Source organism: Actinomycetota bacterium, from assembly GCA_013152275.1.
Taxonomy (GTDB): Bacteria; Actinomycetota; Acidimicrobiia; order Spongiisociales; family UBA4744; genus BMS3Bbin01.
The window spans coordinates 153849-176970 of sequence record JAADGS010000026.1; the positions used below are offsets into that span (position 1 = coordinate 153849).

The 23122-nt window shown below is 61.3% G+C and carries 19 protein-coding genes and 1 tRNA gene; 15 read left to right on the forward strand and 5 right to left on the reverse strand.

From position 1 onward, the window contains the following. Nucleotides 1-179 precede the first annotated feature (179 nt). Nucleotides 180-1289, forward strand: coding sequence for a DUF2029 domain-containing protein (locus GXP34_03670; GenBank protein ID NOY55065.1), 1110 nt, complete (start codon nt 180-182; stop codon nt 1287-1289). A gap of 168 nt (nt 1290-1457) precedes the next feature. Here GXP34_03670 and GXP34_03675 read toward each other — a convergent pair. Next, a tRNA-Leu gene (locus GXP34_03675) sits at nt 1458-1540 on the reverse strand. A gap of 29 nt (nt 1541-1569) precedes the next feature. Between GXP34_03675 and GXP34_03680 the strand changes: the two genes are divergently transcribed. From GXP34_03680 to GXP34_03720, 9 genes are all read left to right on the forward strand, one after another. After that, a complete protein-coding gene (locus GXP34_03680; GenBank protein NOY55066.1) occupies nt 1570-1851 on the forward strand; it encodes a hypothetical protein in 282 nt (93 codons plus the stop codon). Further along, nucleotides 1851-4457 (forward strand): DNA polymerase I, encoded by a 2607-nt coding sequence (gene polA / locus GXP34_03685; protein ID NOY55067.1) that lies wholly within the window; start codon nt 1851-1853, stop codon nt 4455-4457. Before GXP34_03680 ends, polA begins: the two co-directional genes overlap by 1 nt. 426 nt (nt 4458-4883) lie before the next feature. Then, nucleotides 4884-6167: a 30S ribosomal protein S1 gene (gene rpsA / locus GXP34_03690; GenBank protein NOY55068.1), complete on the forward strand. Its 1284-nt coding sequence runs from the start codon at nt 4884-4886 to the stop codon at nt 6165-6167. A 200-nt stretch (nt 6168-6367) separates the two neighbouring features. After that, nucleotides 6368-7237 carry a Flp pilus assembly protein CpaB gene (gene cpaB, locus GXP34_03695; GenBank protein NOY55069.1) on the forward strand — a complete coding sequence of 290 codons (870 nt, stop codon included), beginning with the start codon at nt 6368-6370 and terminating at the stop codon, nt 7235-7237. Then, the gene (locus GXP34_03700) at nt 7224-8429 is read left to right on the forward strand and encodes an AAA family ATPase (GenBank protein ID NOY55070.1); all 1206 of its coding nucleotides are present in this window, start codon (nt 7224-7226) and stop codon (nt 8427-8429) included. Before cpaB ends, GXP34_03700 begins: the two co-directional genes overlap by 14 nt. A 60-nt stretch (nt 8430-8489) precedes the next feature. Next, nucleotides 8490-9860: a CpaF family protein gene (locus tag GXP34_03705; GenBank protein ID NOY55071.1), complete on the forward strand. Its 1371-nt coding sequence runs from the start codon at nt 8490-8492 to the stop codon at nt 9858-9860. After that, on the forward strand, nt 9857-11797 hold the full coding sequence (locus GXP34_03710; protein ID NOY55072.1) for a VWA domain-containing protein: 1941 nt from the start codon (nt 9857-9859) through the stop codon (nt 11795-11797). The genes GXP34_03705 and GXP34_03710 overlap by 4 nt, the downstream gene beginning before the upstream one ends. Then, nucleotides 11798-12715 (forward strand): type II secretion system F family protein, encoded by a 918-nt coding sequence (locus GXP34_03715; GenBank protein ID NOY55073.1) that lies wholly within the window; start codon nt 11798-11800, stop codon nt 12713-12715. A gap of 68 nt (nt 12716-12783) precedes the next feature. Continuing rightward, nucleotides 12784-14085, forward strand: a complete 1302-nt coding sequence (locus tag GXP34_03720; protein ID NOY55074.1) for a hypothetical protein — start codon at nt 12784-12786, stop codon at nt 14083-14085. Nucleotides 14086-14140: 55 nt separating this feature from the next. Here GXP34_03720 and GXP34_03725 read toward each other — a convergent pair whose 3' ends face one another. From GXP34_03725 to GXP34_03740, 4 genes are all read right to left on the reverse strand, one after another. Further along, nucleotides 14141-14296, reverse strand: a complete 156-nt coding sequence (locus GXP34_03725; GenBank protein ID NOY55075.1) for a Flp family type IVb pilin — start codon at nt 14294-14296, stop codon at nt 14141-14143. A gap of 168 nt (nt 14297-14464) precedes the next feature. After that, a complete protein-coding gene (locus GXP34_03730; protein ID NOY55076.1) occupies nt 14465-14647 on the reverse strand; it encodes a Flp family type IVb pilin in 183 nt (60 codons plus the stop codon). A gap of 86 nt (nt 14648-14733) precedes the next feature. After that, complete coding sequence (locus tag GXP34_03735) at nt 14734-15366, reverse strand: response regulator transcription factor (GenBank protein ID NOY55077.1); 633 nt, start codon at nt 15364-15366, stop codon at nt 14734-14736. Further along, a complete protein-coding gene (locus GXP34_03740) occupies nt 15363-16865 on the reverse strand; it encodes a hypothetical protein (GenBank protein ID NOY55078.1) in 1503 nt (500 codons plus the stop codon). Before GXP34_03740 ends, GXP34_03735 begins: the two co-directional genes overlap by 4 nt. A 24-nt stretch (nt 16866-16889) precedes the next feature. Between GXP34_03740 and GXP34_03745 the strand changes: the two genes are divergently transcribed. The 5 genes from GXP34_03745 to GXP34_03765 form a co-directional block, all read left to right on the forward strand. Then, complete coding sequence (locus GXP34_03745; protein ID NOY55079.1) at nt 16890-17465, forward strand: dephospho-CoA kinase; 576 nt, start codon at nt 16890-16892, stop codon at nt 17463-17465. A 180-nt stretch (nt 17466-17645) separates the two neighbouring features. Further along, nucleotides 17646-19655 (forward strand): excinuclease ABC subunit UvrB, encoded by a 2010-nt coding sequence (uvrB, locus tag GXP34_03750; GenBank protein NOY55080.1) that lies wholly within the window; start codon nt 17646-17648, stop codon nt 19653-19655. Further along, a complete protein-coding gene (locus GXP34_03755) occupies nt 19652-21106 on the forward strand; it encodes a DUF2079 domain-containing protein (GenBank protein ID NOY55081.1) in 1455 nt (484 codons plus the stop codon). The genes uvrB and GXP34_03755 overlap by 4 nt, the downstream gene beginning before the upstream one ends. 149 nt (nt 21107-21255) lie before the next feature. Beyond that, nucleotides 21256-22671 (forward strand): DUF2079 domain-containing protein, encoded by a 1416-nt coding sequence (locus GXP34_03760; GenBank protein ID NOY55082.1) that lies wholly within the window; start codon nt 21256-21258, stop codon nt 22669-22671. A 312-nt stretch (nt 22672-22983) separates the two neighbouring features. Further along, on the forward strand, nt 22984-23122 hold a 139-nt coding region (locus tag GXP34_03765; protein ID NOY55083.1), incomplete at its 3' end, for an excinuclease ABC subunit A.

Consider the following 23122-nt stretch of genomic DNA (forward strand, 5'->3'; position numbering starts at 1 on the left):
CGAGGCGATGCGGGGAACGGTCACCGTCTCTTCGGGCGACACCGGGACGACGTTCCGGGTGGAACTGCCGAAGTGAGACTTCCGTCATCGGTGGTCGGTGCTTCCTCGTTGCGTTGTGGGTCGGGGGCGGATTGTGAGATCTCGCCGTGAATGTATCGTCCTGTAGGTGGACCGTACCGGTGGCATGGGCGATCACGGTGCTGTCACTCGTAGGTTTCGTCGTTTTTTCGACAACCCAACTTCCCGAGGCCGTCCACGGCGCGCCCGACTTTCCCAATTACTACTTCGGGGGAGAGCGCCTCCTGTCGGGTGAACCGGTGTACGGACCGATCGGCGAAGATGTGCGGGAGCTCTTCGGCGTGGACGGTTACAGGAACTATCCGGCCGATCCACCTGCGACGGTCGTACTCCTTGCACCGCTGTCCCTGTTGCCCTACACGGCGGCATGGTGGCTGTTCTTCGCGTTGTCCGCGGTGCTGCTCATGGGAGTCGGCTACTCGACTGCGAAGGAGGTTGGCTGGTCACGGCCCGGCGCAGTTGCCCTCGGGGCCACCATGCTGATCACTTCGGCCGGGAGGTTTCTTCTCTTCCGGAATCATATGGAGGCGATCCTCCTGCTGTTTCTCTTTCTCGGGTGGCGGGCGTTGCGGCGTGGTCGGGATCTCGAAGGTGGAGCCTGGTGGGGGTTCGCTGCGGCCCTGAAACTCTTCCCCGTTTTTCTGATCGTCGGGTTGCTCGCGGTGCGCCGAACCAAAGCGGCGGTTTCTGCGGTGATCGCAGCCGTGGTCGCAACAGGCCTGGGTGTGACGATCCTGGGCTGGGACAACACCATGACGTTCATCCGGGACGTGCTTCCGGCTTCGAAAGAGTGGTACGGGGCGTTCGGGAACTACTCGCTTCTGTCGTTCGGAACGGCTCTGGTCTCCGAACCGTTCGGATGGGTCCTGGGTGCTGTGGGCGCTCTTGCCCTCACCTGGTGGTACTGGCGCAGAGCGGAGACCGTCGATCAGGCATGGGTGGGTGGTGTCGCCGCGATGCTGCTGATCAGTCCGCTGTCCTGGCTCAACTATCTGGTCCTCGTGGTGCCGGGCGTGATGCTGATCGCGCGTCGTCTCGACGTGAGGACGGCTCGTGGACGATGGACACTTCTGGGTCTGGCCGGTTCACTCGGATTCTGGGGACCGATCCTTTTCGCAGAACGGGTGCCATCCGTCCTGCTGTCATTCGTTCCCACGTACGGGCTGTTGGCTCTGTTCGTATTGGGCATGCACCGAGCGGTCGAAACCTGACGGCGGGTGCCCGTCGGGGAGAGAACCGTCCCGGCCGGGGAGTGGGGGGATTCGGCAAGGGGATCGGTTCAGAGCGCGGACACCCGCCGTCGAGAGCAAGGTAACGCGTCCGGGGTCTTATCGGAGTGCCATGCTTGCCGGCCCGCCTGGTGAACGACAGGAGGTTCGTACCGGGAGTGGGATTCGAACCCACACGTCCTTTCGGACAACGGATTTTGAGTCCGCCGCGTCTACCATTCCGCCATCCCGGCTCGCATCACACAGTATGGTACGTGCGGGCATGACACGACGCATCGAGCGCAAGCTCTTCCGCATCAACGACGAGATCGAGCGCCTCCTCCGAGAAGAGAGACTCGTCTTCGACGAACTCCAGTATCACCGGCACATCGCAGATGATGCCCGGCGGGATGCTGTGGTCGGCGATGCCGACGATCGCGCTTTCGCCCGAGAGACCGAGAGGGATGTGCCTCGATTCGAACGTGCCCTCAACGACTTGAAGCGCAGACGCGGCAATCTGGAAGAGGAGCGGGCGAGGCTTCTGAACAAGCTCGGGGACCTGTGATGGAGACGCTTGCACTCCTCGACGGACACAGCCTCGCGTACCGGGCGTTCTACGCGCTTCCGGAAGACCTGACCACATCGTCCGGCCAGCCGACCAATTCGGTGTACGGGTTCACCTCGATGCTCCTCAAGCTCTTGGCCGACCACCACCCGGACGCGGTCGCCGTCGCCTGGGACACACCGGTGCCGACCTTCCGCAAGGAGGCCTACGAGCCGTACAAGGCGCAACGCGCCAAGGCCCCCGACACCTTTCGTCGCCAGCTACCTCTCATCAGAGAAGTCGTCGACAGTCTCGGGTTTCCTCAGGTCGAAGCCGACGGGTTCGAGGCAGACGACGTCATCGCGACGATCGCGGCTCGGGCTGAGGAGGCAGGTTGGCGTGTGATCGTGGTTACGGGGGATCGTGACGCGTTTCAACTGATAGACGATCACGTGACGGTTCTCTACACACGGCGCGGCATCAGCGACATCGTGGTGGCAGACGCTGCATGGGTGGAGGCACGCTACGGGATCCCTCCTTCTCACTACGTGGACTATGCAGCGCTCCGCGGAGATCCTTCGGACAACCTGCCGGGCGTACCCGGAGTGGGGGAGAAGACGGCCGCGCGACTGATAGGAGCCCACGGCACTCTCGAGGGAGTCTATGAGCACCTCGCAGACCTGACACCGAAGCTTCGAGAGAATCTCGCAGCGAACCGGGAACAGGTGTTCCTCAATCGGCGCCTGATGTGTCTACGGCGCGAAGTGCCACTCAGTCTCGATATTGCCGACCTCGCCAATCGCACGTGGGACCGGGAGAGGGTGCAGCGGCTGTTCGAGAGTCTCGAGTTCAAGGTGCTCTGGGAACGCCTCGTCGGACTGGACGAGAACAAGCTTCCCGCAGAGGTCTTGGATGTGGCCACCCGGACCGTCATCGACCCCGAAGAGATAGCCGGAGTCGTTGCCGCGTCCCCGCTGGTGCTGGAACCGGTGTGGGAGGTGGAGACTCTCGCCGGGGTGACGGTGGCGGAAGGCATCGACGGGGCCGTGTTCATTCCTGTCGAGTACCTGGAAGCGATGTACGGCGTGTTGAGTGACCCGGACCACCCGAAAGTCCTGCATGACGCCAAGCCGTTCATCAGAGCCCTGCTCGAACGCGGAGTGGGTTTCGAAGGTCTTTCTTTCGACTGTGCGCTTGCTGCCTATCTGATCAGCCCCGCGTCGCGAAGCTACTCCCTTGCCCACATCGCCGATACCGTTCTCGGCGTCGAACTCGAATCGGTGGATGCAACGAAGCAGGGCACTCTGGATTTCGGAGGTGGTCCCGACATCGAAGCCTCAGGCCGGCGGGTCGTCGCCGTCGCCAGAGTCGCCGAAGTACTTGGTCCGCAGCTCGAGGCCCGCGGAGAGCGAGAACTTCTCGAGAACTTCGAACTCCCTCTCGTTGGGGTGCTCGCTCGGATGGAAGCAGCCGGTATCGGGGTCGACCGGGAGTACCTGGAGCAGCTCGGAGCCGATCTGAGGGTGGATCTGGCGGGCCTCGAGAGCGACATCTATGACGCCGCAGGCACCGTGTTCAACATCAACTCGGCCGGGCAACTTCGTGAAGTGCTCTTCGACAACTTGGGGCTCCCGGTATTGAAGAAGACACCGAAGGGTGCGCCGTCGACCGATCAGTCGGTACTCAAGAAACTGGCAACGGCGCATCCGGTCGTGGCGTTGCTGCTCCGTTACCGCGAACTGGAGAAGTTGCGGTCCACCTATGTGGATGGGTACCTACCGTTGATCGAAGAGGATGGACGTATTCACACGCGGTTCAATCAGATGGGCGCAGCGACCGGCCGCCTGTCTTCGGATCGACCCAACCTCCAGAATATCCCGGTACGTTCGGAGACCGGCCGCATGATCCGGCGTGCGTTCGTTCCCGAGCAGGGTTGGAAGTTCATCGTCGCCGACTATTCACAGATTGAACTTCGTGTTCTGGCCCATCTCAGCGGCGACCCCGGTCTCGTCGAGGCGTTCGAAGGCGAGAGCGCCGACATTCACACTGCGACGGCCGCCCGTGTGTTCGGTGTTGATCCTTCCAGTGTCACGAGTGAGATGCGCCGGCGTGCCAAGGCCATCAACTTCGGTCTGCTCTACGGCATGGAGGCATACGGGCTCGCCGATCGTCTCGAGATCTCGCGTGAAGAGGCCGCAGAGCACATCGAGACCTACTTCGCGCAGTTTCCGCTCGTGAAGGCCTATCTTGCTTCGGTCGTAGCGGAAGCGAGGACCCGGGGCTACACGGAGACCATGTTCGGGCGCCGCCGGTATCTCCCCGAGCTTTCGAGCGACAACTATCGCATCCGACAGATGGGGGAGAGGATGGCGCTGAACGCACCGGTGCAGGGCTCGGCGGCCGACATCATCAAGAAAGCGATGATCGATCTCGACATCGTGCTGCGGCCGATGAGAACTCGCCTCCTGCTACAGATCCACGACGAACTGGTCGTTGAAGCCCCGCCGGACGAGTGGGAGCATGCTTCAAGCATCCTTCGGCGGACCATGGAGGATGTCGCACAGTTGCGGATTCCGCTCAAAGTCGAACTCGCATCCGGGTTCAACCTGGCGGAATGCAAGGTGTGACCTGTGCGGACCTGATACAGCATTGGATTCCGTGCTAACCTACTTCCGCCTCCGGGAGTCCCCGGGGAACCTTTCCATGAGGAGTACACAGCACACATGACCACCGAGCACGAGTCCGCGTCTGCGCAGGACCCGACCATCACCGAGGCCTTCACCACGCCCGTGGCGGAGGAGACCGTATCCGAGCCGATCGAATCCCCCACAGAGATCGTCGAGAAGACCTCCGATCCTGAAGGGGCAGCCGTCGAAGAGCCGAAAGCAGAACCGGAAGCTGAGGCGGCAACTGTCGAGATTCCCGAAACGCCGGCAGCAGAGCCGGAAGCCGAGGCGCCCGAGCCTGTCGAGACCCCGGCGGATGCAGAGGGCGATGCGCCCGAGTCCGTCGAGACTCCGGTGGAGGTGGCGGCCGAGCCAGAGCCGGAAAGAATCGTGATCCCCGCGGAGCGGCCCGCCATCGTTGCCAGGGATGTGAGCGATCTCCCCGACGATTTGGATTTTGGGGCGGCCATCGAAGCTACGGTGCTCGAGTTCGACGAGGGTGACATCGTGGAAGGCACGGTTGCGAGTATCGATCAAGATGGTGTGCTGGTGGATGTCGGATACAAGTCCGAAGGGCTGATCCCACTGCGCGAACTCTCGATCCGTCGAGGTATCGATCCGAACGAGATCGTGTCGATCGGCGATCGGATCGAATCGCTTGTCCTCGACAAAGAGGATGACGAAGGACGTCTGATCCTGTCGAAGAAGCGTGCCCAGTACGAGCGTGCCTGGGGCAAGATTCAGCGGGTTTTCGCCGAAGGTGGGATCGTTTCGGGTCCGGTCATCGAAGTCGTCAAGGGTGGACTCATCGTCGACATCGGACTTCGGGGCTTCCTGCCTGCGTCGCTGGTCGAGCTGCGTCGTGTGCGTGATCTTCAGCCGTACATCGGCCAGGAGATCGAAGCCAAGGTGATCGAACTGGACCGTAACCGCAACAACGTGGTTCTGTCCCGCCGTGCTTTCCTCGAGGAGCAGCAGGCCGAGGAGCGCCAGGCGTTTCTCGACCGCCTCGCCGTTGGCGAGACATGCACCGGCGTCGTTTCGTCGGTTGTCAACTTTGGAGCGTTCGTCGATCTCGGCGGCATGGACGGGCTCGTCCACGTTTCGGAGCTGTCCTATCAGCATGTCAACCATCCGTCCGAAGTGGTCAAGGTCGGTGATGAGGTGACGGTCAAGGTGCTGGAAGTGGATCTGGGCAGGGAGCGCATCTCACTCTCGATGAAACAGACGCAAGATGACCCGTGGGAGAAGTTCGCCGGAGAACACGAGGTGGGCGATGTCGTGGACGGCGTCGTCACCAAGACCGTGCCCTTCGGTGCCTTCGTTTCCGTCGGTGAGGGTGTCGAGGGCCTCGTCCATGTCTCTGAGATCGCCATGCATCGTGTCGAGTCGCCTGAACTCGAACTGTCGATCGGCAAGGCGGTCTCGGTGAAGGTCACGGAGATGGACACCGAGCGACGCCGGGTCAGCCTCTCGATCAAGCAGGCCCTGCCGGACTGGAAGGAACGCAAGGAAGAGCCGCGACCCGAACGCAGCAGGCCTGCACCGAGGGTCCGCGAATTCGAGCGCGAGCGTCCCGAACCGTCCGAACGTGAGCGCACGTTCGATGTCGACGCGTCGCTCGAAGCGATCCTCCAGGAACTCAAGGAGCGGGGGATCGGTAGACGCTGATCGCCTGGATGAATTGGACAACTTGCTCTTGACACCAAGCCAGACTGTGCCAATCTTGTGTCGCTGGTTGGGAGGGCATGGCAAAGCCGTGCAAACCATGAACGAGGCGGTAGCCTCCAGGTCGGTGCGCGCCGGAACGAGAATTGCATCGCGATTCGCGGCATATGCGCCGAGCCGGGGGAAGGACCGAAGGAGAGTCGATGGGTAGACGAACCTTGGTGTTGATCGTGGCCTTGCTGCTCGCTGCCGTTGCGGCGTTTGCACTGTGGCAGTTCATGAGCAATGTCCAGAACGAAGCTGAGGCGAAGCTCGAGTACCGGACGGTCTATCGTTCGACAGATCTGATCGCCGAAGGAACCGAGGGATCCCTGGTGCTGTCGCAGAAGCGTGCCGTCGAGGATCGAGAAGAGACACAATTCATGCCTGAGAACGCCATCGGCTCCGATGAAGAACTGAGGCAGGTGTTGACGGGGCGGGTGGCAGCCGGCCCCATCTCAGCTCGCCAGATCCTCACGACCGACCAGTGGGTCGCCTTGACGGCGGAGATCAAGCCGCTTGCCGAGCGGATTCCGGAAGGTAGGCAAGCCATCACCGTGTCCGTGGACTCGGTCCGTGGTGTCAACGGCTTCATCGAACCTGGGGACCGCATCAACGTGATCGTGACACTTCAGGCGGGTATCTCGGACTTCGTGCAGCAGAGCGTCGACTCTGGTGTTCCACTCTCCCCGGATGAGCTGGCAGCCATCGAGCAACAGGTGAACGCGGGCTTGATCACACGCTTCGTCATGCAGGGATTACCGGTGCTTGCCGTCGGCAGTAAGATCCGAGCCGAGGAAAATGTCGACCGGAACGTGACGGTCACGACCGTCGCCGCCGAGGGTGAACAGCCGGCCGACCAGAGCCGGGGTGTGCTGACGCTGGAAGTCACGCCCGAAGAGGCCGAGAGACTTGTGTTCACGTTTGAGAATGGCAGTGTCTGGCTGACATTGGTCCCAGCGGACTTCGTGCCGGTCCCGACCGAAGGTGTGACCAGGGATACGTTGTTCGAGGAGCCAGGTGTCGGACGCTAAGCGGACGTTTGACGGTAGTGGGATTCTCATCGTCGACGGCGATGAAGGTTTCCTCAGTGATGCCAACCGCATGTTCGAGAGCGGTGTGGGGACCTCCAGCTCGATAGCGGCTGCTCAGAGGGCCGTCACAGACGGCAATATCGATCTCATCGTCCTCGGACCGAGCTTCGCAACCGAGACCGGCATTCGGGATGCGAGTTTCCTCGTCGAGGATGACCCGGGGCTGGCTGTCGTTGTGGTAGCCGGTACGGTGACCGCGACCTTGTTGAGGGCCGCGATGCGCGCCGGGTTTGTCGACGTGATCGAAGCTCCTCTCGACACGGGCAAGATGGCCGAGGCGATGGGACAGGCCGAGCGCCTCGGGCGACGTCGACAATCCGGGATGCTCCCGGCCGAGCCGTTCAGCGGTCCGTACAGAGAAGCACGGGTCATTACGGTGATGTCGGCGAAAGGTGGGAGCGGGAAGACCGTGACCGCGACCAACCTCACAATGCTGCTCGCGAAGGCCTACGACCCTTCACGAGTCTGTATTGTCGACGCAGACCTTCAGTTCGGTGATGTCTGCCTTGTGCTGCAGCTCGAACCGAAACTGACCATCGTGGATGCGTCGCACGAATTGGAGCATTTGGACGAGTCGCTCCTCGATTCGATCCTCACCGTACATCCATCCGGCCTGAGGGTGTTGGCTGCCCCGCTCGAACCGGTGTTCGCGGACCAGGTGTCAACTGCAGCGATGACCGAAATCATCAACCGTCTCCGTCCGATGTTCGACTACATCGTCGTCGATACGGCATCGTTGCTCGACGAGTTGCTCCTCTCGCTGCTCGAGCGTTCCGACCAGGTACTGTTCGTCGTTGACATGGACCTGCCGAGTGTCAAGAACGCCAAACTCGCTCTTGAGACGCTGCGTCTCCTCAAATTCCCGTCCGCGAAGATTCAACTCGTGCTCAACAGAAGCAACGCGCGTGCCCGACTCGACGAGAAAGAGATCGAGAAATCACTGAAGCTGAAGATATCTGCGGCGATCCCATCGGATGGGATGGTTCCTGCCTCGGTCAATGAGGGCAGGCCGGTGGTGGAGTCCGCTCCCCGCTCGAAGGTGGCCAAGGGTTTCGAATCGGTATTCAGGCTGGTTTCCGGACCCGAAAAGACTGGTTCAGGTCGCTCGGGAAAGCGCCGATGGTTGTCGTAGAGAGCTGATAGATTTGGCGGCGGACCCCCAGAGGCGCCGGTAAAGGGGAAAGCGAGCATCATGGCATCACTGTCCGAACGAGTCGCAGCGGCGAAGACCTCAGAGGTGGGTTACGACGCCAAGCGCGAGTCGATGTTCCGCGAGCTGCGGGGCCGGCTGCATTTCAAGGTCGTCGAAGAACTCGGACCGACTCTTTACGACCGGCAGATGAGCGATGCCGAACTGCGGCTACGTGTCACCGAAATGCTCGAGTGGGCATTCAGCCAGGAAGACAGCGTCGGACTCTCGCGTGCCGAGAAAACGCAGCTGCTCAACGAGATCACCAACGATGTCCTCGGCTACGGTCCGATCGATCCGTTGTTGAACGACCCGGAAGTCACCGAAATCATGGTGAACGGGCCGTTCCAGGTGTTCACCGAACGTCACGGCAAGCTCGAGAAGACCGACGTTCGCTTTGTCGACGAGGTACATCTGCGTCGCATCATCGACAAGATCGTCGGTGATGTCGGGCGCCGGATCGACGAGGCAACCCCGCTGGTCGACGCAAGGCTGCCCGACGGTTCCCGAGTCAACGCGGTCATTCATCCACTGGCGATCGGTGGGCCGTTTCTGACGATCCGAAAGTTTGCCGTCGACCCGTACACGGAAGCGGACCTGATCAGCTTCGGAACGCTGACCGAGAGGGTTGCACGTTTTGTCGAAGCGTGTGTGAAAGGGCGTCTGAACATCATCATCAGCGGTGGCACCGGTTCGGGAAAGACGACCACGCTCAACGTGTTGTCCGGGTACCTGCCGATGGACGAACGCATCGTCACGATCGAAGATGCGGCAGAGCTTCAGCTCCGTCAGGAGCATGTACTCAGCCTGGAATCCCGTCCGGCGAATCTCGAGGGCAAAGGCCAGATCGTGATTCGGGACCTGGTGCGGAACTCCTTGCGTATGCGCCCGGACCGTATCGTCGTCGGTGAGGCCCGTGGGGGAGAGGCTCTCGACATGCTCCAGGCCATGAACACGGGCCATGATGGATCGCTGACGACCATCCACTCCAACTCTCCGAGAGACACTCTGGCTCGTATCGAAACCATGGTGCTGATGGCCGGGTTCGACCTTCCTGTGAGAGCCATTCGGGAGCAAGTTGCTTCGGCAGTCAACCTGATCGTGCACCAGGCACGTCTGAGAGACGGGACCCGCCGCATCACCCACATCACCGAAGTGGAAGGCATGGAAGGCGACATCATCACCCTCCAGGATCTGTTCCTGTTCGACTTCGGGATGGGCGTCGATGAGAACGGTCGTTATCTGGGTCGTCTCAAAGCGACGGGCATCCGTCCGACCTTCTCCGGGCACCTGCAGGACATGGGTATCAGTTTGCCGAGCGACTTGTTCGACCCCGAACCGTTCTCGCGGCGCGAAGGTCAGTACGGCAGGTGAGACTACGAGGCGCGCTCACAGGTCTCCTCGCCTTTGTTCTGCTATTCGGGGGAGGGGTGGTTGCCGCCGCTCAGGCGGGTGGCTCGACGATCGAGATTTCGGACGTCACCATCACGAGGTACCCGCGAGTCCAGGCCGTCGTCGAACTCCGGAACCTCCGGACGGAACTGGATCCGGCCCAACTGTCCGTCACCGAGAACGGGAGACCGGTTCAAGATCTCGAGGTTGAAACAATCGCCGAGTCCGTAGTCCCTGTGGGGATTGTTCTTGCGATCGACGGATCAGGGTCGATGCAGGGCGAACCGATTGACGCCGCCAAGCAGGCGGCATTGTCGTTCATCGAGCAGAAACGGGATCAGGACTTCATAGCGCTTCTCGTGTTCGCAAGTGATGTCCGGGTGCTCTCGGGGTTCACGAGTTCAAAGACGGCGTTGACCGGCAGAGTCGAGTCGATTCAGGCCGGCGGAGAGACCGCTTTCTACGATGCGGTGGTGCGGGGAGCGTCGCTGTTCACCGGAGATGCCGCTCGCCTCGAGCCGAATATGATCGTGCTGACCGACGGCGCCGACACCGTCAGCGAGGCCACTCTCGACGACGCAATTGCAGCGACCCGATCGGTCCGCGTCTTTGGCGTTGCCCTCGAGTCACCCGAGTTCAATCCGACGGACATCGAAGCTATCGCCGATTCTTCGGGCGGCTTGTTCCTTTCGACGCCGGATCCGGCCGCGCTGACGAGCCTGTACGATCAGATCAAGCGCGAACTCGACAACAAGGTCGTGGTTCGCTTTACCGCGACGCAGGATCAGGCGGGCCCACTGGCCATCGGTGTTGGCTATCAGGGGATCGAAGCCTCGACGAGTGTGGACGTACCGGGGTTCATCAAGCAAACGTCGACAACCACTACGACGGTCCCGACCACTTTTGCCCAACCGGCGCCATTCGCACCATCCGTCCAATCCCCCCTTCCTCTTTCGACACTTGCATGGATCGGTCCGGGTGCCGTCGGGCTTGGGCTTGCGCTGTTCATCTTCATTCTTGCCGGGCCTCGAGAAGAGGACAGCGCTTCGGCGTTACGCAAGCGGCTGCGCTCCTATGGCGCGTCCGACGGAACCGAGGAAGTCAAGAAGGGAGTGCTTGGACGGATCTTCGGTGTGTTCTCGCGAGGCGCCGAAGAAGCGGTGCGCCGCAGAGGTCTTCTCAACGGCGTCAACGCCGCACTCGAACAAGCGAATATCCCTTTGCGTGGCGGTGAGGCGATCGCGGCAGCGCTGGGTCTGAGTTTGCTGGCCGGCGCAATCGTCGGTGTCTTCAGCCGGAGCGCGCTCACGGGTGGCGGTGCGTTCTTCCTCTCGATCGTGACCGTTCTGCTGCTGATCCAGTTTGCGGGCGGGCGTGAAAAACGCACGTTCGAGAATCAGCTGCCCGACACACTGATTCTGTTGGCGACATCCCTTCGGGCGGGCTACTCGCTGCTGCAGGCCGTCGAGGCCGTGGCGAGTGAAGCTCAGCAACCGACGGCGCGCGAATTCGGCAGGGCAATGGCCGAATCGAGGCTGGGTCGTGGAGTCGTGGAGTCTATGCGGGGTATCGGAGAACGGATGCAATCGGAGGATTTCAGCTGGGCTGTCATGGCGATCGAAATCCAGCGTGAAGTGGGTGGCAACCTTGCCGAGGTGCTCCAGACGGTGGCCGACACGATGCGCCAACGCAACCGGCTCCGCGGGGAGATCAAGGCACTGACCGCTGAAGGAAGAATCTCCGCGATTGTGCTGGGAGCTCTGCCGTTCGTCCTCTTTGCATTTCTGTTCGCCACGAACAGAAACTACCTGGATCCACTCCTGACAAGAGTCTCCGGCATCATCGCGATCGCCGTGGGCGTCGTGCTCATGGGCGTAGGCGTGTACTGGTTGAAGAAGATCGTGGACATCGAGGTGTAGATGGACTGGAAACTCTTCTCCGCTCTCTCGATGTTCGCGGCCACCACGGGCGTTATCACCTGGATCGGCTTTGGGATCATCAAGGCTCGCAAAGCGGCGACCGAACGTCTTGCTGCGTACGGGTCGGCCGAATTCATGCGCGAAGAGACACTGAAGAAGACATTCGCCGAGCGTGCGGTAGCTCCCGTGTTCATGAAACTTGGCAAGTGGTTTGCTCGATTTACACCTGTGGGATGGATGGAGAAGACACAGCATCGTATCGTGCTCGCAGGCAGTCCAGGCAACTTGGACGCGAATGGGTGGGCGGTCATCAAAGTCATCTCCGTCACGATCGCTGCCGTGCTGTTCTTTCTGGTGAGACCCGGAATGAACGCCCGAACGACACTGATTGCCTTTGCCCTGCTTGGCATCCTGGGCTTCTTTGGACCGGATGTCCGCCTCACACGCATGATCGACGATCGACGCAAGGCCATGCAGAAGGCCCTCCCCGATGTCCTCGATCTGCTGGTGATCAGTGTCGAGGCGGGTCTTGGCTTCGACTCGGCTCTTGCACGAGTTGTCGGAACGGTCCCCGGTCCGCTCTCCGAGGAGTTCTTCCGCATGCTGCAAGAGACTCGCGTCGGAGTGAGTCGCAGAGAGGCGATGCGGCACCTGGCGGGGCGGACGGACGTCGATGAACTGCGGTCCTTCCTTCTCGCCATGATGCAGGCGGAAGCGTTCGGTGTCTCTATCGCACAAGTGCTTCGCGTGCAGGCCGAGGAGATGCGCGTCAAACGCCGGCAGCGTGTGCAGGAGAAGGCGTTCGCCGCTCCCGTGAAAATGGTCTTTCCGCTGGTGTTCTGTATCTTCCCGGCGCTGTTCATCGTGTTGCTCGGACCCGCGGCGATCTCGATCTACGAGACATTCACGGGACTGTAATGACCGTGATGGCGGTCCCGTGGTGGAGGCGGCTGACCCCCATACACCTTATCCTGCTCGTTCCTTGGGTGGGACTGGTGATCGGCGCGGCCTCGCCAATCCGAGACAATTCCTTCCTGTGGCATGTTCGCGCCGGGACTCTGCAACTCGATGTGGGACATGTGCTGCGGACCGACCCATTCTCGTTCACGCTGCACGGTGCCCCATGGAGAACCCAGTCATGGCTGGTCGAACTCGGCTACGGACTGCTGGAACGTTGGACGCACGGGCTGGGATGGGTTCCGGTGATGCTGGTTGTCGTGGGAGCGTTGACATTCCTCCTTGTCGGACTGTCGGTGTACCGCCGATCAAGGAGTCTTCTTGTCACAGGCATCGTCATGGTGTTGTTCACGTGGCTGGGGCTGGCGTATCAGGTCCCGAGACCTGTGCTGATGTCGTTTCTGTTTTTGGCCTTACTGGTCGTAATGATGGATCACGGCATCATGTGGGCGGTGCCACTGGTGCTCTGGGCATGGGCTTCGGTACATGGTTCCTGGGTGCTTGGCCTCGGGTATGTCACACTCGATGCGCTCGCGTATCGGCGATCGTGGAGACCGGTCATGAGGACTTTGGCTGCCTCATTGATCACGGTGAGCATTACGGCCCATGGACTTGGAGTGTGGGAGATCCTTGGCGCCTTCTTGCGGAATCGGGATGCGCTCCGGCTCATTACGGAATGGGCGGTGCCGGACATCCTTTCCGTACCCAACCTTCCCTATGCCCTCGTAATCGTCGCTCTGTTGGTGGCTGCGGCGAAAGGAGCAATCGACACCAGGAGACTCTGGCTCATCGTGCCGTTCCTTCTCTTCGGCCTGACGTCCGAGAGAAGCCTGTTTCCTGCTGCGATCGTGCTTGTGCCGTGGACGGTGTTGGCTCTGTCGGCACACAAGGACCTGGTTCGTCTATCGCCGCGCCGGCCAGAGGCCATCGTCAACGCTCTGATCGCCATCTTGATCGTGGTGACGCCGTTGGCGGCCTATATCGGTGTGCGGCCAGGGATCGACCCGACTGGGTTCCCGGTCCAGGCGGCGCGCCACCTCACCGAGGGCCGAGTGTGGAGCGACGACCGAACGGGCGGATTCCTGATCTATGCCTATGGGCCGGAACGGGAGGTGTTCATCGATGATCGAGCCGAACTGTACGGAGTCGACTTCATGAGAGAGCTCGTGCAGACCCGTGACGGAGATCCCATTTGGAGGAACGTGTTTCAGCAGCAGAACATCCAGCAAGCACTCGTGCACCGCGACTCGGGGATCGGGCGTGCGCTCGACGCTGCGGGTTGGTACAGGGCCTTCGAAGATGACACGTGGGCACTCTGGACGAAGCCATGAAGGAAGCCCACACGGCGCCGACAGTCGAAAGGAGATCCTCGACGCGTCGCGGCCTCTAGGAGAGCGAGCTGGCGATGTTGCTCCACATCTGTGAGTTCTGCGCTCCTGTGAATCTCACGGCGATCAGTGCTACGACCGCAATGAGGATGACGAGGAGTCCCCACTCGATGAGGCCGGCTCCTCTGTCACTTTGTGGGTTCCAGCGCATCATCTACTCCGGTATGTGTATCGGGATAAAAACGCTATCACGCAGAGTGGCTATGGGCCATAGGCCTGGGGTCTCAATTCGGGAAGAATGCACGCAGGAGTTCACGTGTAGGGAGACAAGGCGAAGCCGGGGCCCCAGGTGCGACCCCGACTCGTATTCACCTGTCTTTGGCTAGCTGAGTGCGCTGCCGATGTCGCTGAATGTCTTGGAGACCTGCCCCCCGGCGAACTTGACGGCAACCAAGGCGACGATGGCGATCAGCACTACCAGGAGTGCATACTCGACCATGCTCGCGCCCCGGTCATCCCTGAGTGTTGCCCATTGCTTCTGGGCCGCGATCCACAGTGTCAACATTGGTATTCCCTCCTAAGGGGTGCTGCCAGGGGCTACGATAGCACAGAGGGTGGTGGAAGCTCTATGGGTCGGCCGACCTATTCGAGCTACCATCGAGGGGCGATACCGAGGCGGATGGCTTCGACCGCCGCTTGGGCACGATCGCTGACATCGAGTTTTGCGAAGATCGAAGCGAGGTGATTCTTCACTGTTTTCTTAGAGATAAACAGGCGATTTGCCAACTCCTCCGTTGCTGTGACACCACGCCCCAGTAGGGCAAGGATCTCACGTTCGCGGCTGGTCAGTAACCTGGCTCCCGGATCGAGCACGGGCTCCTGGAACGGCTCCAGAAGGTCACGGAGAGTGGTCGTCATGGCGAACCGTTCTCCTGACGCAGCGGCCCTGATAGCTGCGGCGAGTTGTGGCAACGGCGTCGATTTCGACAGGAAACCTGCCGCGCCGGCCTCGGCAGCGCGTGCCCGCTGCTCGGCATCGGCGTGCATGGTCACAACAATCGAGGGGACACGGGAGGCAATGGTCTCCAAGACCTGGATTCCATCGACGATCGGCATTTCCAGGTCGACGATCGCAATGTCGGTCCGCTGTCGGTTGAGCATGGCGATCAGCTGGGCGCCATCGTAGGCGACTCCCACCACATTGATGTCAGGAAGACCTCCGAGAGCTTCGGCGAGTCCGTCTGCGAAGAGCCGATGATCATCTGCGATGGCAACGTTGATCATTCAGGGCCCCAGGCAATTGTGACCGTCGTCCCGCGGTGGGTGCTCGAAATGTTCAACGAGGCACCCATCCGCTCCGCTCGCTCTTCCATTCCGACGAGGCCGAACCTTCCGTCGGACACCTTGCTGCGATCGAATCCGGTTCCATCGTCGAACACGGTAATGCGGCCCTCATCGAAATCTGAGGTGCCGTGGACGATGATCGCAGTGGCGTGTGAATGCGCTATCGCGTTCCGAAGAGCCTCGACGACGATGGCGGCGATGTCCGGTGCGAGTGACGGTCGTGGTGGTCTGAGTTCTTCGAGGCGGATATCGACCTTGGGAGAGTTTTCCGGTAGATCTCCTGCGATGCGACGGAGAACCTCACTGATGCTCGGCTGTGGGGACATGCGGAGGTCTGCCACAGTCGACCGGACATCCTCGACGAGGCCGGTCACCGACGAGCGCAATACCTGCAAATGCTGAGCAAGGTCGGGATCCGCCGGGTGTCGAAGGAGGGCGAGATCCACGGCGAGTCCGAGCGAAGCGAGGGACGGTCCGATCTCGTCGTGCAGGTCTCTGGCAAGGCGTTGGCGTTCTTCACGGACCGCCCGCTGAGCGATGTCCTGCAGGAGCAGGATGTTCCCGAAGGCGAGCGCGACCGGCTGTAGGAGGTCATGGGCAACGGTCCAGTCGTTTCTCGTCAGCTCGTCCTGGGATGTGATCGCTGCGAATCCGACGCTGTGTTCACCAACCGAGAGAGGGATGACTGTCCGTATCGACCCAGGTGATTCCGCGCCGGCACGCGCCACGACGACGGGTCCGTCGTTCCCTGCGAGGGCGATGACCCCTCCGTCCATGGAGATGGAATCCGCAAGTTCTTCGAGAGCAGAGATGCCGACTGTGACGGGATTGAGCTCTCTGCTGTCGGCTTCTTCTACGAAGCGTGCGAGGAGCGAGTTGGCACGGCTCAGTCGTTCGATGCGAGCTGTCGCCTCTGCCGAAGCTCGCGTGAGCTGCATCTCACGGGTTCTCGATTCCAGGAGGACGCGTCTCGCCTGAGCGGAAGTGATCGCGACAAGGAGGATGAGGGCGACCCATTGGAGGACAGCCGAGACGTCGAAGGTGTCGGTCGCGAATGTGACGATCGTGAGCGCAGCGATGCCGAGTGTCGAGGCCGCAAGTCCGGGTCTCAAGCCACCAAGGGTTGCAGCGACGAGGACAGGACTCAGTGAGAGAAGGAGGTAGGGGCTGGCGGCGCCGCCGGTGAGAGCCGAGGCACTCATGGTCAACAGGATGCCGGCAGTCGTCAGGAGGTCTTGCAGCCACTGTCGCGACAGATAGGAGATCGGGATCGTCTGCAGACCGACGACATACGTGCCTCCGAGCACTGCGGCCACGACCACCGGTGTGGTCGCACCCTGGTCGAAAAACGAAAGGAAGACACCGAGCACAAGGGTCAGCCATGAGAGAAGGATGAATACCCGTCGGAGCCTGAGTTCGCGTCGATCCTGATTGAGCACACCTTCAGGCTACAGTCGACTTCGATGGATCGGAAGCAGGTGCTGTTGGCTGGAGGAATCGGATCCGGCAAGACGGAGGTCGGCAGGATGCTGCAACGGCGAGGCTGCTGCATCATCGACGCCGACCAGGTCGGACACAAGGTGCTTGAACCAGGAGGTGAGGCGTTCGATCAGGTCGTTGCCGCGTTTCCCGACGTGCTCGTCGACGGTGCGATCGATCGGGGCCTGCTCGCCGCGGAAGTGTTCGCGGATCCGCGGAGACTTCGACTACTGGAGTCGTTGACCCATCCCGCCATTCGTGACCGGATTCACCGGAGTGTCGAGGAGTCCGGTAGCCGCATCGTCGTTGTTGAGGTGCCATTGATTTCCGACTTTCTCGGTGATGGCTGGATGAGAGTCGTGGTCGATGCACCGCCAGAGCGCAGGCTGTACCGTCTTCACGTGCGGGGCATGGATCCAGAGGATGCGCGTCGAAGGATGGACGCGCAGCCATCGCGTGGCGAGTGGAGGGATGCTGCCGATTTCGTCGTCGACAACAGCGGCGATCTGAAAGATCTCGAACGCGAAGTCGAACGTCTGTGGTCCTGGCTCAGCGATTAGTGCCCTGACCGGCATGGGCGTATCCATGTCGAGTCGAAGGCCTCGATCGCCAGGGAAGCAGGAGGAAAGCATGCTCGGGTGCTCCGTTGAGGATGAGGGCACCGCAAGCGAGGTTCCTGGCCGGCACAACGCCGCATAAGTAGGTCGTGGAGACACGAAGGCCACGTACACTGGCGGGCGATGCCATCCTTGCGAGTGCACTCCGACTTCCAGCCGTCCGGTGATCAACCCAAGGCGATTGCCGCGTTGGCCGAGGGGATCAACGCCGGCGAGCGGTTCCAGACGCTGCTGGGCATCACCGGATCGGGCAAGTCCGCGACGATCGCCTGGACGATCGAGCAAGTGCAGAAGCCGACCCTGATCCTGGCGCCGAACAAGGCGCTCGCGGCGCAACTCGCCAACGAATTCCGCCAGTTCTTCCCCGAGAATCGAGTCGAGTACTTCGTCAGCTACTACGACTACTACCAGCCCGAGGCGTACATCCCTCAGACGGACACCTACATCGAAAAGGACTCCTCGGTCAACGACGAGATCGACCGTCTACGACACGCCGCGACGAGTGCGCTGCTGTTCCGCGACGACGTCATCGTTGTGGCTTCCGTATCCGCCATCTACGGACTGGGCACACCGGAGGAGTACTCGGGCCGGGTGCTGCGCCTCATCAAGGGAGTCGAGTACCCGATGCGTGAGGCAATGCGGAGGCTGGTCGACATTCAGTACGAACGAAACGAGGTGAGCCTTGTGCGCGGCCGGTTTCGCGTCAAGGGCGACACCCTCGAGGTGTTTCCCGCCTACGAGGAGACGGTGGCCAGGGTCGAGTTCTGGGGAGATGAGGTGGAACGGATTCTCCGCATGAACCCGGTTACAGGAGAGGTGCTCGGCGAACTCGATGAGCTGTGGGTATATCCGGCGTCGCACTATGTCGCATCGGAAGAACGGATGCAGCGTGCCATCGCCGCCATCGAGATCGAACTGGGCGAACGCCTCGCCGAGTTGGAGGCCTCTGGCAAGTTGCTGGAGGCCCAGCGGCTGCGCATGCGAACGTCCTACGACTTGGAGATGATGCGCGAGGTCGGGTTTTGTTCGGGGATCGAGAACTACAGCCGCCACATCGATGGTCGAGAAGAGGGCGAAGCCCCATTCACGCTGCTCGACTACTTCCCGGACGGATTCCTCACCGTCCTCGACGAGAGCCATGTGACCGTGCCACAGATTCGCGGCCAGTACGCAGGGGACAGGAGCCGTAAGGACGTTCTGGTCGAACACGGATTCCGACTGCCTTCCGCGAGAGACAACCGTCCGCTGCGTTTCGATGAGTGGTTGGAGAGGGCAGGTCAGGTGGTCTTCATGTCGGCGACACCGGGGCCGTTCGAGTTGGAGCATTCAGGGCGGGTTGTCGAGCAGATCGTGCGTCCCACCGGCCTGGTTGATCCTGAGGTGATCGTGCGTCCGACAAAAGGCCAGATCGACGATCTGATGCATGAGATTCGGCAGCGGGCTGCGAACGATCAGCGGGTGCTTGTGACGACGCTCACAAAGAAGATGTCGGAGGATCTTACGGACTATCTGTTGGAGATGGGGGTTCGTGCCCGGTACCTGCACTCGGAGATCGACACCCTCGAACGGGTGCAGATCCTTCGAGAGCTGCGCCTTGGCGAGTTCGACGTGCTGGTGGGCATCAACCTACTGAGGGAAGGTCTCGACCTGCCCGAGGTCTCGCTCGTTGCCATTCTGGACGCCGACAAGGAGGGGTTCTTGCGGTCGGAGACAAGTCTGATCCAGACGACCGGGAGGGCGGCTCGCAATGTGGACGGTCAGGTGATCATGTACGCAGACCAGGTGACGAAATCGATGGAGAGGGCGATCGGAGAGACGAACCGGCGGCGCAAGCTGCAGGTCAAGTACAACGAAGAGCATGGCATCGATCCGCAGACGATTCGCAAGAAGGTCAGCGATATCCTCGAGTTGGTGCAGTCGCACGATGTCGCAGTGCAGCGGCGAAAGACGGAGGTGCAGTCACGCCGGCCGCTGGATCTCGACACCGACGACCTTCAACGGTTGATTCAGAGCCTGGAGGAGGAGATGCATGAGGCAGCGAAGGATCTCCGCTTCGAATACGCGGCTCGCCTTCGCGATGAGATCGAGGAGCTGAAACGAGAGCTACGCGACATCGCGGAGGCTTGTTCTTGACCAATGACACGTGTGGCGTTGGAACGTTCTCGGATCCGTCATCCGGCGGAAAGAGGGATCGAAGTGGCGGCTCGAGCCCCAAAGTAGCGGTTGTCCTCATCGGCGCATGGCTGACGGCTGTGTTGATGCTGGTGGGCCTGCGCGCGTGGGAGTTCTACGCGGCGGGCTTCGATCTGGGAGTCTTCGTACAGGCGTTCCGGACCATGATGTTGCATGGGCCGTTCGCCACGATTCCGATGCTTGGTCAAACATTCTTGGAAGATCACTTCTCCCCTCTTGCTCTGCCGCTGGTGCTCCTGGCCCGATCATCTGCATTGCCTTATCTGCTGCTGGCCGTGCAGACAGGAATGGTTGCTCTTGCGGGGCTCTTCATCTGGAGAATCGCAGTTCGAGGTGGTAGCCGCCGGCCGCTGCTCCACCTTCTGGGGTTCTTGCTCGCTCCCGTGGTGGTCGGAGCGGTATGGAGCGATTTCCACGTGTCTGTCCTCGCGGCGCCGTTTCTGGTCCTGATGCTTGACGGTCTCCACACAGGCGCAGACCGGAGGGTTCTGTGGGCGGGTTCGGCTGCGGCCCTCATGAGGGAAGACATCGCGCTTGTCGTACTGATCGCCATCCTGGTGTGGCGACCGAGTCCTCGCATGTGGCCCCTGATCATCTTGGCCGGTTTGTCCGTGGCCGGTGGCGTGCTGTTAGGTGGTCCGAACTGGTTCGTGGAGAGTGGTACGAGGTATCTCGGGGCAACGGACACTCCAATCCGGAGTGCTCTCGCCGTGGCGTGGGACTCCGGCAGGCTGTTGCCGTTGGTGCTGTTCCTCGTGATGCCTTGGGTGTTCCTGGGTCACATCGGATGGCGATCCTGGGCGGTTGCCACGGTGTTGTTCATCCCCCTCGCTTTTCTCGACCTTCCTGTGCTCGATCACGTCGGCTCTCACTATTACCTCCCGCTTGGAATTGTCTTGGCCGTCGGCGCTGCACGAGGTGGTGAGCGGTTCGTACCCTCCCTGCGTTGGGTGTCGTACGCCGCCGTTGCCCTGGCTCTCGTCGTCGGTCCACTCGTATTCGGAATCTCGGGCTATCAAGACGTTCCGGCGTGGCGTGTGGCCAAGGTGGCCATGCAAGATGCATCTTCCGTCGCCTCTGTGCACGCGTGGGTCAACTCGTTGGCTCTTGGAGAATCCGTCTCGGCCGTGAACTCCCTGGTGCCCTGGATCGAGGCGACCGATGGCGTCTGGGTGTGGCCTTCGCCGTTACGGGATGTGGTGTTCGCGAAGCAGGCGCAGACACCGATCGTACGTGCTGATCCGAGTGCTTGGGTGACGGATGTGATCGCACCTGTGAGCGAGGATTCCCGGCTGGGTCCGACCGGAGAAGCGATTGGACTCGGCAAGCTTGGTTTTGTTCGCAGGTCGGTTTCGCCGCTTGGTAGCTTCGTGTGGTGGCAGAGGCCATGAGTCGTCGCACTTCGAAGATTTCGGGTCGGTTTCGCGGAGTTGCCGGATCGTTGGACAAAGTCGGAGATGACTGCCCTACCGGGCCGAGGTCGCGTAAACCGTGGCTCGTTCGTCCTTTGGGGCCGGAGCACTTCATTCTTCTCTCCACCTTGGCCGCGACCGTCGGGTTCACGGTGGTGAGTGCCGTCAAGTTTGCCTCGTTTCGCTACGGGTTCGACACCGCGGTTGTCTTGAACGTGTTATGGCGCCTCGCGCACGGCTATGACAGCGTGACAGCTCTCACTGGATTCGCCCACCTGTCTGATCACCCCTCGTTGCTTCTGCTTACGCTCGTGCCGTTGACTCGATTGGCCGGCCCTTGGATACCACAGTTGCTCTTCGCTCTGCAGGCGCTGTCCACGGCGATGGTCGCCTGGTCTGTATGGCGGCTGGCTCGTGCTCGTGGCCTCGACATGGGCGTTTCGGTGAGCTTGTACCTCGTCACGCTGCTCGGCGCAGGTAGCTGGTTCGCAGCCACGGGGGAGTTCCATATCGTGGACCTTGCTCTCGGCCCACTGGCGGCAGTCGCGGCGAACCACGCACTCGACCGTCCCGGAAGAGCTGTCTTTTGGGCGGCTGTCGCGGCTTCGGCTCGTATCGAAATCGCGGTCGTGATCATCATCATGGGTCTCGTCATACTGAGAGAGAAGCGTCGCTCGGGCTTCTCGCTGATGGGCGTCGGTGCCGTGGTCGGCACGGTGCTGATGGTCATAGGAAGTCTCTCGAACGGCGGAGGAGTGAGCTTTGCCGCTCATCTGGGTCATCTTGGCTCGTCACCGATCGAGGCACTGGGGACCATTGCTCGGCATCCTTTCGAGCTGTTCAGACCGCTTGGGAATCCGATCATGTTGATCGCCCTGTTCTTCTGGTTGGCGTCGTTCGCCGCACTTCCGGTCGTTCTGGGCGGACGTTGGCTGCTGCCCGCGCTGCCGATGCTCGCGATCCCGATGCTCGGCACGTGGACGCCTGCCGACTGGTACTTCGAGCACTACTGGCATGTGCTGCTCGTCTTCGGTGCAGTGGCGGCGGTCGAGGGCCTGCTCAGGCTCCGGGCTTCACCAAAGACGTTGTCTTTGCTTCTCGTGGGATCGAGCCTTGTCGTTTGGGTGGCCTTTGGACCGCTGAGTCCCCACATGCCAGTGGGCTGGCGGCTGGATCTGGCAAGACCTGATCCGGCCGCGACCGAGGTGGCACTGCACGTGCCGCCTTCAGAGTCTCTTTCCGTACCGCTCAACCTGGCGCCCTCATTCGCGCTGCGACGCAGTATCACATTCTTCCCGAGACCCTTCTCGTGCGAGGGGACCGAGTCCCTGCTTCCTGGGCTTCTTGCTCCGGGTGCAGAGCCACCTGAGACGGTTGTAGCAACGGACGGGTGGCCGCCGCAAGATGATGGCGTGTGGGCAGCTTTGAGGAACCACTACCGGCTCGGCTTTACAGTGGGAGAGTACGGCGTGTGGCAACTCCAGGACAGAGTTGGCGCCTCCACACTTGCCGTCGACTGCTACTCGGGCGAACCTGAACCGTGAGCGGTCTATGGGATTGAGCCTGGCCTCCACAGGCGTGAAGCCAAAGAAGCGTTTTCATGCCCAACGGAGTTTCTCGTTTTGCAGTTGAGGCATCGTAGCGCAGCATGCATTTCAGGAGCGGCGACGAGTTGAAGTTCTGCGGCGAGTTTGCGCATCAGAGCGGGTTGCTTTTCGAGGAACTTGGTTGTGGTGGTCGTACCCGACGGGTTACGGAATAGCGCCAGGACGACGCGTCGTCCTGGCGCCGGTATCCGAACGTATGTTCTGTCTGAGTGCTAGTACACTCCGGGCTCCAGTCCGAGAACACAGGTCATGTCCACCGATCGCATCCTCATTCGCGGCGCGCGCGAGCACAACCTCAAGAACCTCACGCTGGAGCTGCCGCGAAACAAACTGATCGTCTTCACCGGCATCTCCGGGTCGGGGAAATCGTCACTGGCGTTCGACACGA

What these genes read in the sequence shown, in the direction of transcription:
- GXP34_03735 (NOY55077.1), bottom strand. Translation starts at nt 15,366, where the DNA reads ATGATCAACGTTGCCATCGCAGATGATCATCGGCTCTTCGCAGACGGA.
- GXP34_03745 (NOY55079.1), top strand. Translation starts at nt 16,890, where the DNA reads ATGGATCGGAAGCAGGTGCTGTTGGCTGGAGGAATCGGATCCGGCAAG.
- GXP34_03705 (NOY55071.1), top strand. Translation starts at nt 8,490, where the DNA reads ATGGCATCACTGTCCGAACGAGTCGCAGCGGCGAAGACCTCAGAGGTG.
- GXP34_03730 (NOY55076.1), bottom strand. Translation starts at nt 14,647, where the DNA reads ATGTTGACACTGTGGATCGCGGCCCAGAAGCAATGGGCAACACTCAGG.
- GXP34_03715 (NOY55073.1), top strand. Translation starts at nt 11,798, where the DNA reads ATGGACTGGAAACTCTTCTCCGCTCTCTCGATGTTCGCGGCCACCACG.
- uvrB (NOY55080.1), top strand. Translation starts at nt 17,646, where the DNA reads ATGCCATCCTTGCGAGTGCACTCCGACTTCCAGCCGTCCGGTGATCAA.
- cpaB (NOY55069.1), top strand. Translation starts at nt 6,368, where the DNA reads ATGGGTAGACGAACCTTGGTGTTGATCGTGGCCTTGCTGCTCGCTGCC.
- GXP34_03680 (NOY55066.1), top strand. Translation starts at nt 1,570, where the DNA reads ATGACACGACGCATCGAGCGCAAGCTCTTCCGCATCAACGACGAGATC.
- GXP34_03725 (NOY55075.1), bottom strand. Translation starts at nt 14,296, where the DNA reads ATGATGCGCTGGAACCCACAAAGTGACAGAGGAGCCGGCCTCATCGAG.
- polA (NOY55067.1), top strand. Translation starts at nt 1,851, where the DNA reads ATGGAGACGCTTGCACTCCTCGACGGACACAGCCTCGCGTACCGGGCG.